The sequence below is a fragment of the Vibrio antiquarius genome, from assembly GCF_000024825.1.
Classification (GTDB): domain Bacteria; phylum Pseudomonadota; class Gammaproteobacteria; order Enterobacterales; family Vibrionaceae; genus Vibrio; species Vibrio diabolicus.
Window position 1 is genome coordinate 2,403,208 of the sequence record NC_013456.1, and the last position, 20,401, is coordinate 2,423,608.

Below are 20,401 nucleotides of genomic sequence, written 5' to 3' on the forward strand. Positions count from 1 at the left end.
CAAGAAAAGGAAGAGCTATGAAAGCAATGTTTCTGCGGTGGTTGGTAACTGGGATACTTGGGTTAGGCGTCATCTTCACCGTCAGTTCGGAAGATATCGCCGAGCCAGAACCCAAAGCGGCGACGTTAACTCAAGAAGAAATTGAAACCATATTAGACACCAAGTTTTCCGAGGGGAAATATTCACGCCGTGGGCCAGATGGCTGCCTTCGTTGCCATGACGATACCTCAGACAAACCTGCAACCGGTATTTTCGACAACATCCACGGCAAGTCAGCGAACTTGCATGGTCCAATGAATGATAAACAATGTGAAGCATGCCATGGCCCAGCAAACAATCACGCGCGCAATCCGCGAAAAGGACAAGTTCGTGAGCCGATGATCACCTTTGGGCCAAACTCCCCTGTTCCGGCCGAAAAGCAAAACAGCGTGTGTTTATCTTGCCACCAAGATGCGAAACGCTCGACTTGGCATAGCAGTGAGCACGCTTTTGAAGGTCTGTCTTGTGCAAGCTGTCACCAACTGCATCAAAAAAACGATCCGATGATGGTTGCCGAAATGCAAGCAGACAAATGCACCGATTGCCACTCCCGCACCAAATCGGATATCCACAAACGCAGTCGTCATCCTATCATTGACGGCGTCATGACTTGTTCTAGCTGCCACAATCCACATCAGGCATTAAATGAAGCGAGCCTGAACTGGTCAACCGTCAATAACGCTTGTTACGAGTGTCATGCAGAAAAACGCGGCCCATTCTTATGGGAGCATGAGCCTGTAACTGAAGATTGTACATCCTGCCACACACCTCATGGTTCAGTGAACAAAGCCCTGCTCAATAAACGGCTGCCAATGCTATGTCAGGAATGTCACCGTGTGCCACATGCAAACGTAGCCATTCCTGAAAACGACTTGAGAGTGCGCGGCGGAAGTTGTTTGAACTGCCACAATCAAGTGCATGGCTCTAACCACCCACGTGGTCAAACATTAAGTTATTAGGAGGGAGGCATGAAACTATCTCAACTGTGCATCGCTATTTCCCTTGCTTTTGCTGTGCAAGCGCACGCCAACGATTATTCGTTACAACGTTCTCAACCAGCCGACACTAGCCGCTGGCAGTGCAGTGAATGCAGCAGCGATGGCACGTGGAGTGGAGAAGTCAGCGCTGGCGTCGGTTACCTTAACAACGATGGTTCCTCGCGATTCTATAATTGGAATCCACCCGTTTACGGTACAAACTCTGACAATAAACACTTTAACGCGAGCCTAAACGCCGATATCGAACAATATGAAGACGATGCGTTCTACAATCGAATCGTCGTCGAAGATCTTGGTTTGCAACGCTTCTTACTGCAGTGGGAAATGGGCCAGTACGACGGATTACGTGTCCTCGGCAGTTATAGTGAAACGCCGTATTTCTGGAATCAGTCCTCACTCAGTGCGTATCATCCAAGAGAGGATGCACTCGTCAGTGGTGACCTATCGAAATATGAAAACTCAGTGACGCGAGAGACGTTTAAGTTAGAACTCAAGTACACACCACATACGCCATGGAAGCCATATGCATCCATGAAGCACGAACGTAAAGAAGGCACAACTTCGCTTTATTCATCGACTATTCCGGGTTACGCCAACGCGCCGGGATTCATACCCAAAGCCGTCGAACATGAAACCTTAAATACTCAAGTAGGAGTAAGCTACATGGAAGATTTGTGGCTGGTGGATATTGCGTATCGCGGCTCGTTTTTTAGAAATGACAAGTCCGCACTTTATTACGGCAGCACTACCAATCCTTACGCTAACCACCTCGCGTATGAGCCTGACAACGACTTTCACCAGTTTGCTGTCACGGGGAATTATCGGTTGAATCAACAAACGTTCAGTGGCCGCTTACTTTGGTCACAGACGTCTTCTGAAGGCGGGTTAAATCCGTTTCCACAGTCCCCCGTTAACTCCAATACATTCCATGGCGAAACCAACACTTGGCAAATGAGCGCGGATTACCACAACAAACTTTCGCGAGACACTGCTTTCGCCATTTCTGCGGACTATTCAGATAAAGACGATAACTCCGATAGAAACACCATCATCGGATCGACGAGAGAAAAATACGACCACACCAAAACCAAACTGGAAGCAACACTCAAGTATCGTGTTACTTCTGATGTAAAAGTGAATACGGGTTACCATTTTAGACAAGATGAGCGAAGTTATGCTGATAGGAAACGTACCGATGAACAACGCGTTTTTGTTGGGGCCCAGTACAGACCAAATAGACCGTGGCAATTAGGCGGTAAAGTCTCCTACTCTTTTCGCGATGGCTCTGATTGGCAGGACGACAGCAGCGACTCGCCTAATTTGCGCCAATACTATTTAGCCGACAAAGAGAGGATTGAGCTCCGTGGCCACGGCAGTTATGACATGACCGACGATGTCCAATTGCTTGCAGAGCTTTGGTACGGCAACGATGACTATGCAAAACCCGATATTGGTTTGAGTGAAGGGGAAGATTACGGTTACGACCTCAGCCTTAACTTCAATTTACTCGACGGACTAAGCGGGCATGTTTTTTACAATCAACAGATCATCCGCTCCGAGCAACAACAAGCAAACTCTGACGTTGTCGGTTGGAATCGCTACACCACCAAACTCAAAGATGACATCACAACCATTGGCTTTGGTGTGAGTAAAGAGCAGCTACTAGACGACAAACTTTCTATCTCGTTTGATTACAGCTACAGCCAAGCTGATGGAAAATCTTCAACCACATCTGGTGGCTACCAATATCCTGATAACGAGGCGAACTCGTACCGATTTGAAGTCATCGCTGACTATGAAGTATCTGAAAATCAAAACGTGCAGCTTAACCTCCGTTATGAAGACTACTCAGAAGAGGATTACTTGTTTAATAACGAAACCGAAACGATGGGCGACGTTTTGCAAAGCTATGAAGGTTTATATGGTGGCGTCTATTGGAAATATCGCTTTTAAATACAGAGTGACGTGACAAAAAAAGCATCAGACGTTTCAAACGCCTGATGCTTTCGTATTTCAATTCTACTGCTGTGAGAAGTTGATTAAGCTTGGAAGCTCAACGGAATCTCAGCCAATTGGTTACCTTCGTTTGCAGGAAAGATAAGGTACTCGCCGTGGTATTTCACCATCGATTTGTAGTCCGTCACTTTATGCACCATAAAGCCCGCTTGCGCTGCTTTCTCAACAAACTCAGCATGGTTGCCACGTACAAACCAGCTCATTGGTTTGACGAGCAGCTCGCCGTCGAAGCAGCTTTCGCATTGATCTGCACATAGCGCCAAAGAGTTTTGACCTTCCGTGAAGATTTGGATTTTGCCACAACCAACCAATTGTTCAGAGGTAGAAACTTCCCAACCTGCTTGCTCCATCACATCTAAAAATGCTTCGACGTCAGAGTCTTTGATCACTTTTGAATCTTCATCTTCAGGAAAAAACTGAGCGTAAAAAGCGGAAATACGCTTGAAGATAAACAACAAACCAGCGTCATTACCCTTTGAACGACCCGCTTTTTGCCAACGTGTTAAGTCATCGCCTACGGCTCGACTGAAACGCTGAGATTTAAGTGCTTTGGTAACCCAGCGCACTAAATAATGGTTATTCGCAACAGGGGCATTGGCTAACTTACCTGAGCGATGCTCTTGATCTAACTCTTCAAGTGCTGAGTTAACTAAGTTTTGAATTTCTTTGGTGTAATTCGACATTACGCCTTTCTTCCTAAAGTCCAATAAAACAGTGCTGAAAGCACAGAACAAGCAAACATCACAATGATCATCGGCCACGCCACATTACCTGGTAGTGATGCCACCAGCGCGCCAACCAATGAGCCGATACCGAATCTTAACGTCCCCGCCAGAGACGAAGCTGTACCCGCCATTGATGGGTAGCCACTTAAAAGCAGCGCCATCGCGTTACTACCTATCGTCGACAATGTACCGATAAAAAGCACAACAAAAGGTACGATACCCCATAATCCGAAGTCCATTAACCAACTTACGAATAAACCAATCCCCGCCAAAAGTTGCACGAACAACCCAAAACGAAGCATGGCATGAGAGCCAACTTTCTTCACCAAGCGACCATTAATACTGGTCATGATGATCATCGCAACAATGTTCAAACCAAATAAATAACCAAAGTGGTCTGGTCGAACACCATATAAATCAATATAAACAAACGAACCCGCGGTCAGAAATGCAAACATTCCGGAAAATGAAAACGCTCCAGAAAGCATCAAACCTATCGCTTCAGGGTTGGAGCATAATCTGGCGTAGTTTCTCATCGTAGTGCGAAAACGAAGCGGCTGACGATTTTCTGGTTTCAGCGTCTCTGGAATTTTCCAAAGTACCAGTAGAATTACCACCACAGCGAAAATGGCTAACACCCAAAAGATCGAACGCCAACCAAACCAGATCGCTAGGTGACCACCTATCATAGGCGCGACCAAGGGTGCCATTGTGATAACTAAAGTGACGAAGGACATTGCACGGGCAAAGTCTTCACGGTCAAACATGTCACGCACGACGGCTTGGATAATGACCGCCGCTGCCGCGCCAGCAAAACCTTGTGCTGTTCGCACATAAGTCAATGCATCAATGCCGTTTGTGGTCGCACTCACTACCGCCGCTAATCCAAAGAAAAGCACACCCAAAATCAGTACAGGTCTACGGCCAAAACTATCGGCAAGCGGCCCGTGAATTAACTGGCCAATCGCAAAACCTGCCGTATAAGCCGTCAACGTAATCTGAACCGCACCAGGCGCAACACCCAAATCTTTCGCGATGGTTGGCATTGCAGGCAAATACATGTCGATCGCCAAAGGCGTCAAAGCACCAATCGCTCCTAATACAAGAAACAATAGAAAACTGATTTGGGATTGCGGAGCGCTTTGAGCTTTTTCTGTCATTCTTTTACCTCTTGTTGGAGCCCTTTCGTCAATACTTTCAGAGCAAAGTGAACGTAACGGACGGTTCTCATATCGTTGAATCTAGAAGCCAAAGGCCTGCTCTATCAACGTTCGAGAATCATAAGGGCAAATATGTACCAAGGTGTGACCTTGACGAACTCGACATAGAAAAGCGTGTGAAAGCGAAGTGTGTTTATGAGAAATAGACACAATGCAATGGAATTGATTCCACCATTTACTCACCACAGCCGAAGGCTTTGCAATAAGAGTATGCATGGCTCAGCTAAATGCAAAGGCATATCACTCAGATGAGTAAACACACCGGAATTGTCTAGGCACTAATTTTGGTAGGAAAATTAATTTTGAGCCAATTCCTACCAAAAAACTAGTTCCAATTGGGAACTAAAGAATTTCCCATGCCGATAATTAATTCCAAATAGAATCAATTTCTTCCTGCGTGAGGTAGCGATAATCACCAGGTTCTAGTGCCTCATCGAGTTCAATCGAACCAATACGCTCACGATGTAAGTACTCAACTTTATTTCCTAACGCCGCAAACATGCGTTTCACTTGGTGATACTTACCTTCCACAATAGTTAACAATACTTCATTCTCTGCCTCGTTCACGATCTCCAAACGAGCAGGCAATGTTGCTTCTGATTCATTGCGCAAAATGATGCCTTGTTCGAGCTTTTCCGCGTAATCAGGCTGAATCGCATCGACAAGCCAAACACGGTACGTTTTCTCACACTTATGCTTCGGTGAGGTAATGCGGTGAGACCACTTACCATCATCCGTAATCAACACCAAACCGGTTGTGTCGACGTCTAATCGGCCCGCAAAGTGAAGGTTTTCAATTTTAGGCTCATCGAGCAATGCGAATGCAGTTTGGTTGTAGCCATCTTCATGTGAACAAACAAAGTCAGCAGGCTTGTACAACATAATGTAACGAGGGCCAGGAGCACCAATAACACGGTCTTCCCACATTACTTCCACACCTTCAGGTACTTTAAATGCACCACTTTTTTGAACCTCACCGTCAACGGTGATGTCACCACTTTTGATGATCTTTGTTGCCTGTTTGCGCGTTGCACCCAGAGCGTCACACAAATATTTATCTAAACGCATGAATACCTCATTGAATTATACCCAAGTAACCTCCAAATCTCGGTTTAAAGGTCACTTGGGTATAAAAGTCAGGTATTATAGCGTTCCTCGTTCGAATAGTTGAGCAATTTCACATATTTTCATGTACACACTTCGCCCTTATCAAGCCGACTCGGTTAAAGCAGTCATTCATTACTTTCGTAAACACTCGACACCAGCAGTGATCGTACTGCCTACTGGTGCCGGAAAAAGCTTGGTGATCGCAGAGCTTGCTCGCCTTGCGAAAGGGAGAGTGTTAGTTCTCGCTCACGTTAAAGAGCTGGTCGAGCAAAACCACGCGAAGTATGAAGGTTATGGTTTAAAAGGTTCTATCTTCTCAGCGGGATTAGGACGAAAAGAAACTGATCAGCAAGTCGTGTTTGCTTCGGTTCAATCGGTCGTACGTAACTTAGATTCGTTCAAAAACCAGTTTTCTCTGCTCGTTATTGATGAGTGCCATCGTGTGCCGGATGACAAAAACAGCAGCTACCAAAAAGTTATTACTCACTTACGAGAACTGAACCCAGGCATTAAGGTGCTGGGACTAACTGCAACGCCCTATCGTTTAGGAATGGGCTGGATTTATCAGTACCATACCCGAGGTCAAGTACGCACCGAAGAGCCGCGATTCTTCCGCGATTGTATTTTCGAACTGCCGATCCGTTACTTGCTCGACGAAAACTTCCTCACTCCGGCACGAATGATGGACGCGCCTGTTTTGTCTTACGACTTCTCGCAACTGAAACCCGCAAACACCGGACGCTACAAAGAAGCAGAAATGGACATGGTGATCGATAAAGCCAAGCGCGCCACTCCGCAAATTGTTGAGCAAATCATGCAATATGCGAGAGAACGTCAAGGTGTCATGATCTTCGCCGCGACTGTCCGACACGCACAAGAGATCCACAGTTTACTGCCAGAAGGCGAAACTGAAATCGTCATTGGTGATACACCTACGCCGGAACGTGACGCGATCATCCAAGCGTTCAAGAATCGTCAAATAAAATATTTGGTCAATGTTTCGGTACTGACTACCGGGTTTGATGCGCCGCATGTCGATTTAATCGCGATTTTGCGACCAACAGAGTCAGTCAGTCTATACCAGCAGATTGTAGGGCGAGGATTACGCTTATCAGACGGAAAATCAGAATGTTTAGTGCTTGATTACGCAGGCAACAGCTACGATTTATACCAACCTGAAGTCGGTGATCCCAAACCAGACTCTGATAGTGAAATTATCACGATTCCCTGCCCGGCTTGCGGATTCAATAACAACTTCTGGGGTAAGTTGGATAGTAACGGTTTCTTGGTTGAACACTTTGGCAGACGTTGCCAGGGTTACTTTGAAGATGAAGACACAGGCGAGCGTGAACACTGTGGCTACCGTTTTCGTGCCAAATACTGTGGTGAATGTGGTGCCGACAACGATATTGCTGCGCGCATTTGTCATGAGTGTGACGCAACGCTTGTTGATCCAGATAAAAAATTAAAAGAAGCCCTTAATCTGAAGGATGCATTAATCTTTGAATGCACAGAAATGGACCTGTCAGTATTCAAGTCCAGTGATGGTAAATCTCAACTCAAGGTGACATATTCTGGCGAACCATACCAAGGCGAAGGCAATGCGTTAGTTCATGAGTTTTGGTCATTGAGTACCAAAAAACAAAAACAAACGTTTAAAGACCAATTTGTGCGCCCTCACTTGGCAGACAAGCATCGCCCTTTTGAAGAGGCTTCACCGACACGTGTTGTTGCCAATCAACATCGTTTCCGTTTACCTCAGTTTGTTATTGCAAGGAAATCCGGTCGCTTTTGGAAATTGCGAGACAAAATTTTTGAAGACGAGTTGAAATAACGTCTGCAACATATAGTAAAACTGAACTCGATGATTCACTCTCTGTTCATCTATATCCGATATACTGCGGCTAACGTTCTAGAAAAGGTTTGACTATGTATAAAGCAACGACTTCTCAACATTCTGCGTTACTTTTCGGCCTTATCACGACATTGATGTGTGCACCAAGTTTCGCCAAGCATGACGACTACTATGCATCACAAAATGGTCACGCCATCGTGCAAGATGTCGAAAAGCCTGGAACACGTATTGAATTCGATGAAGATCAAGATGAGGTCTATCGCGCGGTTCAACAAGGATATATACGACCATTTTCGGACCTTTACGCCGCAGTAGAAAACGACCTATACGGCCGCATCATCAAGGTCGAGCTTGAAGAAGATGATGATGCTTGGGTGTATGAATTGAAAATCCTGTACAACAATAGCGTCCTGAAAGTTGAGTATGACGCCGCCACGCTGGAAATGCTTGAGATCAAAGGTCGCAGCTTTAACAAAGCGTTAAAGCCACAAAACAACTAAACTGGTCTAATGCGTAATCCCGACTCAATGCGTAGCTTACGTCGATAACACTCCAAACATAATAAGAATCACCAATATGAAAATACTTGTCGTTGAAGATGACCCTCGTTTAGGCGAGCAAATCATCGAAACATTAGAAAGTACCGGCTGGGTACCAGAATTATCTCAAGATGGCATAGACGCTCTGTATCGCGCGACATCGGAAGAATGGGACGCTATTGTTCTTGATCTAGGACTGCCGAAATTGGATGGCCTCACCGTGCTAAAAGGCATTCGTGATGAAAACATCAATACCCCTGTCGTTATCCTGAGTGCTCGCGATACCCTAACGCAGAGAGTTGAAGGTCTAAACGCAGGTGCAGACGATTACCTAACTAAGCCGTTTGAAATGGTTGAGCTTATCGCTCGTATTCGCGCACAACTGCGAAGAGCATCAGGTAACGCCTCTCCTGTGATGCAAATTGGCGACTTGAGCTTGGATACGCGCACTTCTAAAGTCATGTGGCAAGGGCAAGCAGTAAGCTTAACGGCACTGGAGTATAAAGTGGTCGCTTACTTTATGCATAACCCAGAAAAAGTAATTTCTCGCACCGAACTCGTCGAGCACATTTACAAACAAGACTTTGATCGTGACTCCAACACAATCGAAGTTTTTATCGGCCGAATTCGCAAAAAAATCGCGCCAAAGATCATCAAAACTGTCCGAGGGTTGGGATACCAATTAAATGCCGAATAAGAACAGGCTACCGTTGAACGCAATAAAACGACTGAGTATCAAAAGTCGCCTCGTTTTAGCGGCGATCGTTTGGTTGACGGCAATGATCCTCGCAGCTGGTGTGACGATACCGACCCAAGTGTACAACTATATGGTTGACGACACTCGCTCACAGCTGAGCATTTTTATGGATGAAATCGCCGCTCAGTTAGAAGTCGATGAGACTGGGCACCTCTCACTCGCTGCTCTGCTCTCAGATCCTCGATTTAACCGACCTTACAGTGGTTTATATTGGAGTGCCTCTACTGAGACGAGTCTCGAGCGTTCTCGTTCTTTGTGGGACAAAAAAATCGAATACAAAGGTCTGGATAACGATGCTTACGGCGCGAGAGGCGAAAAGCTGATTACCATAGAAAAAGCTCTGTACTTACCAGATTACGATGGGCCTATCCATATCATTATTGGTATTGACGAAGAGCCTATCAAAAGCACCCTGCAAACGCTAATCGGGCAACTCTGGCTTATTTTAGGCTTATTATTCGCAGGGGTTCTTGCCGTCATTTTGCTGCAAATTGCATGGTCATTGAGTCCGCTTACGAAGTTACAAAAAGAGTTGGCCGAGCTGAAGTCTGGTAACAAAAAGAGTCTAGAAGAAACCTATCCGAAAGAGATTTCTCCTCTTATCTTCGACCTCAACGCTCTGCTTTTCCATTACCAGGAGTTGTTAGAACGAGCTAGGAATCATGCAGGCAATCTCTCACATGCGCTAAAAACCCCACTTTCTGTCCTAAAAAATGAAGTACAGACGTTAGAACCTGATACGCAATCCCGTCTGCGTACTCCGATCAATCAAATACAAGATCATATCGATTACCATCTGGGCCGTGCTCGCATGGCGGGGTCTATGAATATTTTATCAGTGAAATCGAACCCAGCAGAGCGTGTAGATGCTATATCAATGGCGTTTGATAAAGTGTATGCGAGCCGAGATATCTCCTTAATTAATGAACTTGATTCAGAGCTGAATGTAGCGGTAGAGCAGACCGATCTCGACGAAATGCTGGGTAACTTGCTTGAAAATGCCTATAAGTGGGCCAACAACATGATTCGTGTGCACTCCTCTCAGGATAAAGACAATATACACATCATCATTGAAGATGACGGACCAGGCATCCCTAAAGAGAAACTGAGTCAAGTAATCAAGAGAGGCGTTAGATTGGATGAAGCAACCCCTGGGTCAGGTCTTGGTCTAAATATAGTCAGTGAAATGGCACACAGTTACCGAGGTCAATTAACACTGGAAGCGAGCGCTTTAGGTGGCTTAAAAGCATCTTTAGTCTTACACCTCAGCCGAACATAAAGCATATAACGCATAAACTTTGTTCTTCGGACCATGATTAGTAAACCGATGAAAATGAAGCCGATGTGAACAAAATCCAAGCAAAGCGTTAAAAGGGATAGCCTTCCACCCAGCTAAATCATACCTTTTTGTTGATTTGGATACGATTTGGGTTGCCCATTTATAAGTGGAATGATAGTATCCGCGCTCGCTTGAACAGTTCCTGTTTCAAGCTTTACCACGAACAACAAGGTCGCATTGTTGATTGTGAACATTTGATTTTTACTAATTTGAGAGTAAATACTATGAAATTCGAAGCAGTAGTACGTACTGAACTAGGTAAAGGTGCGAGCCGCCGCCTACGTCACGCTGGCAAATTCCCTGCAGTTGTATACGGCGGTGAAGAAGCAGCAGTAGCTATCGTTCTTAACCACGACGACATCGTAAACCAAATGGACAAGCCTGAATTCTACGAAGGCCTAGTTCTAGTTATCGATGGCAAAGAAGTTAAAGTTAAGCCACAAGACGTTCAACGTCACGCGTTCAAGCCAAAAGTTGAACACATGGACTTCATCCGTATCTAATTCCCTACCAAGGAATTAATCGGATTAAATCCAAACCTTTTGCATTAAAGATAATCGGACTTACCAACCGAGACATCTAAAAAATTTCAAAACCCCGGAGTCTTACCACCTCCGGGGTTTTACTATATGTGGCATATAACAATTGATTTATGAACGGGCAACGTACTTCACTAAAGTGAGATCCGTCAGCGTCATACGGTCTATGATTTCCGTCTCTTCCTCTCCAGTACGTACAAAACCACACTTCTTGTAGAAGTTAAGCCCCTGTTTATTGGTATCCAGTGCTTTCAGGCTTATCTGCATAACGGGCGTAGAGAGTAGACGCGTTTCTAGTTCATCTAACAATGCACTCCCTGCCCCTTGCCCATAATGCAAAGGAGAGACATAGCAACATGTTACCCACGCCGTTTTATCTTCACAGGTGTGGTTAGGTAGTTCGTAACTTAAAAAGCCGACGATTTCCCCTTGTCTCTCAACGACGATCAATTGGGCCAGTTGCTCAGTCATGACTCGCGTCCACATCCTTTCTCGGCGCTCAATCGTAAACTGATCGATGTAGCTCTGTGGCATTAACCCTTTGTATGCTACCTGCCACGAATCAACATGTATCTTGGCGATTTGAGTTGCTTCCTCTCTGACTGCGTTCCTTACTGTGTATCTCATTACTATCCTTTCTTAAAATTCACCACTTACAAATTCTTTCAACCCTACTCTTTAAATCGAAGCTCAAAGCGAGCAGCCACAGATGCAACGCTTTACATTACTCCATTTCATTTTCATTAATTCAATGATAGTGCACATCGTAATATCCGAAGAAAACGCCTCGTTATTTACGTTTCACTTTCGCTCATTAGATTGAATCTATTTGTTTTAACATCCGGGTATCGAAAGCGGGATAAACACGGTAAGGTATCGAATAAGAATAAATAAACGATATCTAAGGCATAAGATTTCTAAACGGTCGCAATTATAGTACAGAGAGAAATACCCTTTCTGGTTGTATTAAACAGAGTAAGCCAAGATCAAACGAGTTTGGGTTTTACAGTGATCATTTTATATACAAAACATTTCCCTCATCATCAGAGCGAAAATTTATAACGATTTGTGTCATAGCTGCTAAGAAAAACATGAACTTGGCAAAATAATCACCAAAATCAGCGCTATACTTCGCAAAATGCGCATTGATTCACACAAACCACATTCATTCAATTGGCCACTTCACAAAATAACCCCCTCCCTCTAATTTCAATATACTAAAAACTATTTCTGTTTAATTGGAGACGTAGTTTGCAGGCTTATTAATTCATTTCTCCGATAGAAGTATAAATAAGAGATAGATCACTAAAGTTTCACATTAATTCCGTATATTTCACGCCGTAACAATAACAAAATCACAAAGAAAGGATCCCTTATGAAGTTTTCCAAATCTCTTTTGGTAATGGCAGTGGGCGCTGCGCTAGCAGGATGCGGCTCAGACAGCGATAATTCTCCAGTAACCTGCGAGACTGCAGATTCTTGTACTAAGTTCACCGTTCTCCACACTAACGATAACCACGGTCGCTTTTGGCATAACAGCGACGGCGAATATGGCATGGCTGCGCGTCACACTTTAATCGAATCTATTCGCGCAGAAGTCGAAGCAAAAGGCGGTGAAACCATTCTGCTGTCTGGCGGTGATATTAATACCGGCGTACCAGAATCAGACATGCAAGATGCGGTTCCAGACTTCGTAGGGATGAACCTACTTGGTTACGATGCAATGGCTGTCGGTAACCACGAGTTTGATAACTCACTAGATATTCTCGATATGCAAGCTGAGCTAGCTGACTTCCCTATGCTGGCTGCGAATATCTATAAGAAAGATACCAATGAGCGTTACTTCGACCCTTACAAAGTATTTACTATCAACGGCCTTAAGATCGCTGTTATTGGTCTAACCACCCAGGACACAGCGAAGCTAGTTAATCCAGACAACGTATCAAACATCCACTTCGAAGACCCTCAAGTTGAAATCAAAAAAGTACTTAAGGAAATCGAAGAAAACGAAAAAGTAGACCTAGTATTTGCAACGACGCACATGGGTCACTACCAAGATGGTAATAATGGTAGTGAAGCACCAGGGGACGTGAAGCTCGCTCGCTCTCTTGAAGAGGGACAACTAGACGCTATCATCGGTGGTCACTCACAAAACCCAGTGTGTATGGAGCCAGGTACCAATGAGTATGCTGATTTCAAACCTGGTGATGATTGCGCGCCAGACCAACAAAAAGGCACTTGGATTATGCAAGCGCATGAGTGGGGTAAATATGTGGGTCGTGCGGACTTCGAATATTACGACGGCAAGCTTCACTTAGCGAACTACGCACTGATTCCTGTAAACCTTTTGGACGACAACGATGAAGTGATCGGTGAACGCATTCAACAAGATGCGACGGTAAAAGCGTTACTACTGCCATACCAACAGCAAGGTCAAGAGTTATTAGATGAGAAGATTTCTAATACGACGGGTAAGTTAGAAGGTGATCGTAACGTAGTTCGCTCTCAACAAACTAACCTAGGTCATCTACTGGGCGAAGCATACCGTACTTACAAAACGGTAGGTGCTGACTTTGGTGTGATGAACTCTGGCGGTGTGCGTGATTCAATCCAAGATGGTGATATCACTTACCGTGATGTACTAACCGTTCAGCCATTTGGTAACTTCGTGACTAAAGCAACTATGACAGGTAAAGAAGTTAAAGAATACCTAGATGTGGTTGCGACGAAATCTGCAGGCTCTGGTGCTTACGCTCAACTAGATAACATCACTTTAGATGTAAATTGTGATGCTGGCTCAGTAACCATTACCGACATTAACAATAAAGGCTTCGATCTAGACGCAACGTACACATTCTCTGTAATCAGCTTCAGTGCTGCTGGTGGCGATAACTATCCAATCATCGATGTTCAATCTACCCAGCTAACCGATGCATACGTTTTACGTGAGTTCTTCGTAAATAACCCACAGATCTCTGCGGATAGCTACAACAAGAACTTAGAAAACATCAAGTATTTCAGTAACGGTCAAGCTGTGAAAGGTTGCCCAGCAACTAATAGCTAAAAACACCTTACACTCTGACGTGAAGCGCTTTTAGAAGTTGTTCCGTCAGAGCCTCCCTAAAAACCGAAGCGTGACGCTTCGGTTTTTTATTTTCGTTAAAGTGCTGAAAATTATCGCCCTTCATAAAGTGTTCAAAAATTATTCATTTGTGTTGTTGACGCCCATGTGCTGGGCTTCTATGTTTGATAAGGTCTTTCGAAAATACAGATTCATCAACTAACTTTTCGCTATGAAGTTTCGTAGCTTAGTGGATGATTCTAGGAAAGATGTGAATGGCGTTACAAACACTGCTCTCAAACAATTTGTCTTTTTGACCTAAAACGAAGGTGATTCGCCGCCAAGCGTTCACCAATGAGCAGCGATCTGGACGTCAATATGTTCAAACTGCTGCCATCGAGTTCAGGAGGTCAAAAATGAAACGAGCCAGCAATAGCTACAGACTTCAAATGATCAAAGAAGTGGTTACCCGTAGAGAGCGCGAAGCTTGCACGGACCCTATGGCAAGATACATTCATCAACTGATGGATGAACGCCCTACTAGTAAATTAGATGTTGAATTCAATCATCGATTTTCAGGAAGCCACTTTGACGAACATGCTGGGGGATGGGTCAGTGACCGTTGGTCAATGAAGTAGCGCTAATTTAACGAGTTTGCCTTACACGCACCGCATAGTAAGAGCTAATACAGTCCCGGCTCATCATTGATTATTGCCGAGCCGGGATAATTCGAAATTTAAAAGAGATCTTGCTGTGGTGATAATTCTTCTTGAGACTCTTCTGCCTTTCCCTTCCCTGCCAATACCTTTCTTCTATAGCGCTGACGGCATAGTTTAATCACATGCAACTGTTGAGCAGGCGTATAAGTGAGCCAGTTAAATCGCTCTTCTCTTTTACGCATACATCCTTTGCAATACCCTTTCTCGTCCACACTACAAATACCAACGCAAGGGTTTGGGACGGTAAAAAACTCTAGTTGCTCCATGCTCTAACCGTTTTTTGCTCGCTGTGCTGTAATGATATTATAACGACTTCAAGATACGCTCCCAACAGTGCTATACATCTTGCACCTTGAAGCCGTTTGAGTATATAAACTGGACTCTGTCACAGTAATACGAAACTATTACCTTATGCTGACAAAAACAGTGTTTTATTACCTATACTTACCACGTTTTCTAAAAACGGAGTCTATAAAATGAAGCTTAGCCTAAAAACGTTAGTTACAGCAATCTCTCTTCCTGTTCTTATGACTGCATGTGCTAGCAACGGTGACAATGTGAAAGAAATTACGGCTCAAGATTTACAGCACCATAATTGGGAGCTGGTTCAGATTGATGGTAAAAACATCGAATTAAAAGAACGTCAGCAAGCGCCTCGCTTAGAAATCGGAGAAAATCTGACTGCAAATGGTAACGCGGGGTGTAACAACTTCTTTGGTCAAGCTGAACTAAAAAACAATCAACTACGCATCGAAAAAATGGGAATGACCATGAAGATGTGTATGGATGACCAAATGAAAATTGAGCAAGCGATGTCTGAAACTCTTACTGAATGGAGTGATATAACGCTAACCAAAGAAGGGCTAATGCTTAAAAATGACGATCACGAACTAACGTTTCAGTTGCGTGATTGGGTAAACTAAGTCCCATTTCATATTCTAAGAGCAGCCATAAAATGGCTGCTTTTTTTATGCCTCCTAATCCATATCAAAGCAGGCAGGATGTCTGTTTCGCACGTTTCGGTTAGCAAAATCGTTTAAAACGACAAACTCTTTCCCTCGTTACGCCCTCAACGCCACGTCTACGACGCGGGTTCAGTCTTCCAAATCAACATATCGAAGTTGCTTGAGGACAATAATTTTCAATTACTTGAAAGAATATCGTCAAACAAGCGGTCCGCTCTTGTATACCTAAAACGACACCAGAATTGTCCTTTCTTCGTTTTGCTTCACATTGAGAATAATTCTTTGAATCAATGAGTGATTCCGTTTGGGATTGCCATTGATAATAGAGAGAGATGAATTACTATCCTTGTAACAAAGCGGAGCGACTTGTTTAGACGTCAATAACGCCGGAAACGAGAATAAAAAGACATAACACGGAATAGATATGAAAAAGCTACTCAGTACCGTTGGCATTTTAGCCACCACTTTCGCGACATCTTCTTTTGCCAACTCATCGGTTGCTAGTGAATGGCAAAAAATCGAACAACAAGCCGACGGACAATCCGTCTATTTTCATGCTTGGGGTGGTAGCCAAGAGATCAACCGCTATATCCAATGGGCAGGCAAAGAGCTTAAATCTCGCTACAACGTGACGCTAAATCACGTGAAAGTCACTGATATTTCTGAAACCACAACTCGCCTAATCGCAGAAAAAGCCGCGGGCAAAAACAGCGGTGGCAGTGTTGATATGGTTTGGATCAATGGCGAAAACTTCAAATCAATGAAGGATAACCAATTGCTGTTTGGTCCTTTTGTTGAAGGCTTGCCAAGCTGGCAGTACGTTGATAAATCATTGCCAATTGATGTGGATTTTTCAGAGCCAACTGAAGGTCTGGAAGCACCTTGGGGTGTGGGGCAATTAGTGTTTATTCATGATGAGCAAACCCTGCATAACCCTCCTCGATCTTTTGCTGAAATGCTGAGTTACGCAAAAGCGTTTCCAAATCGCCTAACTTACCCTCGCCCACCAGAGTTTCATGGGACAAGCTTTATTAAAGCACTGTTGATTGAGTTGACCAACAACGATCCCGCTTTGCAAAAACCAGTCACTGGTGAAACATTTGAGCAAATCACTCAACCGCTGTGGGCTTACCTAGATGAGTTCCATAAAGTTGCTTGGCGTGGCGGTAAGCAATTCCCAGGAGGGACGGCTGAAACGCTTCAATTACTGGATGATGGTCAGATTGATCTTGCGATTACCTTTAACCCAAACGCGGTTTTCTCTGCACAATCAAGTGGTAATCTTGCAGACAGCACCAAAGCGTATGCGATGGACGCAGGTGCACTCTCAAACATTCACTTCTTAGCGATTCCTTGGAACGCAAATGCCAGTGCCGGTGCGCAAGTTGCGATAAACTTTTTATTGAACCCTGAAGCACAGTCTCGCAAAGGTAACCTAAACATCTGGGGCGATCCTTCAGTGCTAAGCAGCCAATACCTAACAGGTTCGGCTAAAAATACTCAACAATTCAAATCTATCGCTGAGCCGCATCCGAGTTGGCAATCTGCCTTAGAAAAAGAATGGTTGAAACGCTACGGGAATTAATAAGAGCCCATGTTAAGAGCGCTATATTTAATCATTATCGCTGTTTGTATTTTACCTACCATTCCGGGACTACTCGGAGTGGTGGTTTCTGCGCTCGGTTATGTACCTCCTATCGGCTTGCACCACTTTTCTTTGGATGGCTTTAACGCTGTTTTTGATTGGGAGGGTGTTTGGACATCCATCGGGCTGACTTTCTACTCTGCCATTTTCAGTAGCTACTTGGCTTGCTTGATCACATTTGCGATTTTGCAAGCATCGTGGGGCAGCAAGTTTTGGCGAAAAATTGAAGTTAGCCTTTCCCCACTTCTCGCTATGCCGCATGTCGCGTTTGCAATTGGCTTTGCGTTCTTGTTTGCACCAACTGGTATGGGCGTCCGTGTTCTCAACCAACTGTTTGGTTACGATCCCAATGCACAAACGGTGAATGACTTAGCATTGCTGATTAAAGACCCGCATGCACTCGGTTTGGTCATCATGCTTGCGATTAAAGAAGTGCCGTTTTTATTGTTGATGAGTATTCCAATTCTTCAGCAATTGAAAGTCGATAAGATTGAAAAAGTCAGTCATTCGATGGGCTACAGTTCGGCGCAAGCGTGGTGGAAATGCGTGTTCCCACAGTGGATAGCAAAACTGCGCTTTCCAATGCTGGCGGTATTGGCTTACAGCTTGTCGGTTGTTGATGTTGCATTGATTATTGGCCCTACCAACCCACCAACATTTGCGGTTTTAGTGTGGCAGTGGTTTAACGACCCAGATTTATCGCTTCTACCAAGAGCTGCCGCAGGCGCGGTCGTGTTGTTTGCTATCGCTAGCCTTTTGATTGGATTTGCACGCTTAATGGAATGGTGTATTACCAAAGGCTTCAAACGCTGGCAGTACTCTGGTCGAAACGGGTTTCGTTTACCCGGTAAAACCCTATTTTCACTGATCGCGCTACTTGCACTTCTAATGATTCCACTCATGGTGGTATGGAGCTTTGCTCAACGCTGGCGCTTTCCAGATTTACTACCGAGCCGCTATAGCCTGCGTTTTTGGGAATATGAATGGCACAGTATTCTTGGTACGCTGGAGCAGAGCATGCTGATTGCCGTTATCAGCGCGACCGTCGCTCTAGCTCTTGCCTTGATCGCACATGAGTATCGCCTTCGTTATCGCTGGCAGGTGCCCGGTTACATCATCGCCATCCCAATGCTGATTCCTCAGCTATCCGTGCTATTCGGTATGCAAGTAGTGACGCTGTACTTAAACAGTAACGCGTATTTCTTTTGGGTATGCTGGGCGCATGTGTTCTTCGCATTCCCATTTATTTACCTCTCGCTAGACGGGCCGTGGCGCAGCTTCGATAACGGCTTAACTCGCGTCGCACTCAGCTTGGGTAAAACACCGATGCAAGCTTGGTTAAAAGTGAAACTGCCAATCCTCCTACCTGCGATTGCATTCGCATGGGCGGTTGGGATTAGCGTAAGTCTGGCGCAATACCTGCCGACATTGGTGCTAGGGGCTGGGCGCATTAGCACCATCACCACCGAAGCCGTTGCGCTATCCAGTGGTTTTGACCGACGTGTCACCGCGATTTACGCCATTTGGCAAGCTCTGCTGCCATTCTTGTTCTTCTCTTTTGCGATACTACTAAGCCGCTTACACGTGAAGTATCGCCGCTTGTCTATAAAAGGTTTACTACTGAATGAGTCTTTGTCTCGAAAACCTCGCCATCCGTAAAACCAATGGCGACACGCTTTTTTCAGCGTTCAACATGACCGTAGAGAAAGGTGAAATTGTTACTCTGATGGGACCAAGTGGTTGTGGTAAATCCACTTTGTTGGATGCTATTGCTGGGCACCTATCCGCCGAGTTCAACTACTCTGGATCCATTACGCTTGATAACGAAAAGTTGGATGCCCTCCCTGCCCATAAGCGTCAGGTCGGTATTCTATTCCAAGACGATTTGCTCTTCCCTCACTTGACGGTGTGGGAGAACCTTGCCTTCGCGCTACCAAACTCAATCAAAGGTGAGGAGCGTAAAGCACACGCCATGCAAGCACTGAAGAACATTGCATTGACCAAACTTGCCGAATCCTTCCCAGATCAAATCTCCGGAGGACAACGCGCCCGTATCTCATTGACTCGTATGCTGCTGGCAAAGCCGAGAGTTGCGCTACTTGATGAACCCTATAGCAAGTTGGATAAAGACCTGCGTGTACAATTTCGCAATTGGGTGGTCGAACAATTACATCAAGCGAACATCCCTACTTTGATGGTAACGCACGATGAGGATGATATTCCTGATGGCAGCCGCTGCCTAAATTGGCCGTGGGAGACAAACCATGCTTGATAGCCTGAGTATAAAGCTCATCCGCAAACCGCTGGCACTCAGTGCGACGTACCTCGATAAATGTGGCATCACCGCAAATCAGACGACAGTATTTGGTTTTGTGCTTGGCTGTTTTGCCCTACCGGCTTTGATTGCCGAACAGTGCTTGTTGGCGTTGCTGTTTATTTTGCTGAACAGAATCTGTGATGGATTAGACGGTGCACTGGCGAGGATTCAAGGCATTACCGATGCCGGAGGCTTTCTCGATATCAGCTTAGATTTTCTGTTCTATTCCTTGATTCCTTTTGGTTTTGTGTTGACCAATCCAGAACAAAATGCCATTGCAGGGGCATTTTTGATTTTTTCCTTCGTCGGCACTGGGAGTAGCTTTTTGGCTTTTGCCATCATGGCAGGCAAACAAGGCATCGATAATCCAGTGTATAAACACAAATCTCTCTACTACATGAGCGGTTTAACCGAAGGTACTGAAACCATTGGTTGTTTGGTGCTATTTTGTTTGTTACCGCAACACTTTGCCGTCATTGCTTATATCTTTGGTGCAGCATGTTGGTTTACCACATTCACACGTATTTACTCTGGGTTTCATACGCTTAAAGGCCATTAAA

Annotated in this window: 19 protein-coding genes; 14 read left to right on the top strand and 5 right to left on the bottom strand. The window is 44.8% G+C overall.

Annotated features, from left to right (window positions below):
- Positions 1–17 precede the first annotated feature (17 nt).
- Positions 18–998 carry a DmsE family decaheme c-type cytochrome gene (locus VEA_RS11160; RefSeq protein ID WP_006742632.1) on the top strand — a complete coding sequence of 327 codons (981 nt, stop codon included), beginning with the start codon at positions 18–20 and terminating at the stop codon, positions 996–998.
- A gap of 9 nt (positions 999–1,007) precedes the next feature.
- Positions 1,008–2,990 carry an MtrB/PioB family decaheme-associated outer membrane protein gene (locus VEA_RS11165; protein ID WP_006742633.1) on the top strand — a complete coding sequence of 661 codons (1,983 nt, stop codon included), beginning with the start codon at positions 1,008–1,010 and terminating at the stop codon, positions 2,988–2,990.
- 86 nt (positions 2,991–3,076) lie between these two features.
- Here VEA_RS11165 and VEA_RS11170 read toward each other — a convergent pair whose 3' ends face one another.
- From VEA_RS11170 to rsuA, 3 genes are all read right to left on the bottom strand, one after another.
- Complete coding sequence (locus VEA_RS11170) at positions 3,077–3,736, bottom strand: DUF2913 family protein (protein ID WP_006742634.1); 660 nt, start codon at positions 3,734–3,736, stop codon at positions 3,077–3,079.
- The gene (locus tag VEA_RS11175; RefSeq protein WP_005393240.1) at positions 3,736–4,938 is read right to left on the bottom strand and encodes a Bcr/CflA family multidrug efflux MFS transporter; all 1,203 of its coding nucleotides are present in this window, start codon (positions 4,936–4,938) and stop codon (positions 3,736–3,738) included. The genes VEA_RS11170 and VEA_RS11175 overlap by 1 nt, the downstream gene beginning before the upstream one ends.
- A gap of 426 nt (positions 4,939–5,364) precedes the next feature.
- A complete protein-coding gene (rsuA, locus tag VEA_RS11180) occupies positions 5,365–6,066 on the bottom strand; it encodes a 16S rRNA pseudouridine(516) synthase RsuA (protein WP_005393241.1) in 702 nt (233 codons plus the stop codon).
- A gap of 121 nt (positions 6,067–6,187) precedes the next feature.
- On the opposite strand from rsuA, the gene radD reads away from it, so the two are divergent.
- The 5 genes from radD (at position 6,188) to rplY (ending at position 11,098) form a co-directional block, all read left to right on the top strand.
- On the top strand, positions 6,188–7,939 hold the full coding sequence (radD, locus tag VEA_RS11185; protein WP_012841929.1) for a DNA repair helicase RadD: 1,752 nt from the start codon (positions 6,188–6,190) through the stop codon (positions 7,937–7,939).
- Between the two features lie 95 nt (positions 7,940–8,034).
- Positions 8,035–8,460, top strand: coding sequence for a PepSY domain-containing protein (locus VEA_RS11190; protein WP_012841930.1), 426 nt, complete (start codon positions 8,035–8,037; stop codon positions 8,458–8,460).
- A 76-nt stretch (positions 8,461–8,536) separates the two neighbouring features.
- The gene (locus VEA_RS11195; protein WP_005378073.1) at positions 8,537–9,196 is read left to right on the top strand and encodes a response regulator transcription factor; all 660 of its coding nucleotides are present in this window, start codon (positions 8,537–8,539) and stop codon (positions 9,194–9,196) included.
- Positions 9,186–10,535 carry an ATP-binding protein gene (locus tag VEA_RS11200; RefSeq protein ID WP_041852971.1) on the top strand — a complete coding sequence of 450 codons (1,350 nt, stop codon included), beginning with the start codon at positions 9,186–9,188 and terminating at the stop codon, positions 10,533–10,535. Before VEA_RS11195 ends, VEA_RS11200 begins: the two co-directional genes overlap by 11 nt.
- 284 nt (positions 10,536–10,819) lie before the next feature.
- Positions 10,820–11,098, top strand: coding sequence for a 50S ribosomal protein L25 (gene rplY, locus VEA_RS11205; protein ID WP_005393245.1), 279 nt, complete (start codon positions 10,820–10,822; stop codon positions 11,096–11,098).
- A gap of 147 nt (positions 11,099–11,245) precedes the next feature.
- Here the strand turns inward: rplY and VEA_RS11210 are convergent, their stop codons facing one another.
- Positions 11,246–11,761: a GNAT family N-acetyltransferase gene (locus tag VEA_RS11210; RefSeq protein WP_041852972.1), complete on the bottom strand. Its 516-nt coding sequence runs from the start codon at positions 11,759–11,761 to the stop codon at positions 11,246–11,248.
- Between the two features lie 748 nt (positions 11,762–12,509).
- On the opposite strand from VEA_RS11210, the gene ushA reads away from it, so the two are divergent.
- Positions 12,510–14,198 carry a bifunctional UDP-sugar hydrolase/5'-nucleotidase UshA gene (gene ushA / locus VEA_RS11215; RefSeq protein WP_041852973.1) on the top strand — a complete coding sequence of 563 codons (1,689 nt, stop codon included), beginning with the start codon at positions 12,510–12,512 and terminating at the stop codon, positions 14,196–14,198.
- A 413-nt stretch (positions 14,199–14,611) separates the two neighbouring features.
- A complete protein-coding gene (locus VEA_RS11220; protein WP_005393249.1) occupies positions 14,612–14,833 on the top strand; it encodes a hypothetical protein in 222 nt (73 codons plus the stop codon).
- Between the two features lie 98 nt (positions 14,834–14,931).
- Here the strand turns inward: VEA_RS11220 and VEA_RS11225 are convergent, their stop codons facing one another.
- Complete coding sequence (locus VEA_RS11225) at positions 14,932–15,180, bottom strand: DUF1289 domain-containing protein (RefSeq protein ID WP_012841935.1); 249 nt, start codon at positions 15,178–15,180, stop codon at positions 14,932–14,934.
- A 210-nt stretch (positions 15,181–15,390) separates the two neighbouring features.
- Here VEA_RS11225 and VEA_RS11230 point away from each other — a divergent pair, with 210 nt between their 5' ends.
- From VEA_RS11230 to VEA_RS11250, 5 genes are all read left to right on the top strand, one after another.
- Positions 15,391–15,837: an META domain-containing protein gene (locus VEA_RS11230; protein ID WP_005393252.1), complete on the top strand. Its 447-nt coding sequence runs from the start codon at positions 15,391–15,393 to the stop codon at positions 15,835–15,837.
- 466 nt (positions 15,838–16,303) lie between these two features.
- A complete protein-coding gene (locus VEA_RS11235; RefSeq protein ID WP_012841936.1) occupies positions 16,304–17,464 on the top strand; it encodes an ABC transporter substrate-binding protein in 1,161 nt (386 codons plus the stop codon).
- Positions 17,465–17,473: 9 nt separating this feature from the next.
- Positions 17,474–19,183, top strand: coding sequence for an ABC transporter permease (locus tag VEA_RS11240; protein WP_006742830.1), 1,710 nt, complete (start codon positions 17,474–17,476; stop codon positions 19,181–19,183).
- Positions 19,149–19,796 (top strand): ATP-binding cassette domain-containing protein, encoded by a 648-nt coding sequence (locus VEA_RS11245; protein ID WP_012841937.1) that lies wholly within the window; start codon positions 19,149–19,151, stop codon positions 19,794–19,796. Before VEA_RS11240 ends, VEA_RS11245 begins: the two co-directional genes overlap by 35 nt.
- The gene (locus tag VEA_RS11250) at positions 19,789–20,400 is read left to right on the top strand and encodes a CDP-alcohol phosphatidyltransferase family protein (protein WP_012841938.1); all 612 of its coding nucleotides are present in this window, start codon (positions 19,789–19,791) and stop codon (positions 20,398–20,400) included. The genes VEA_RS11245 and VEA_RS11250 overlap by 8 nt, the downstream gene beginning before the upstream one ends.
- The last annotated feature ends 1 nt before the right edge of the window (position 20,401 follow it).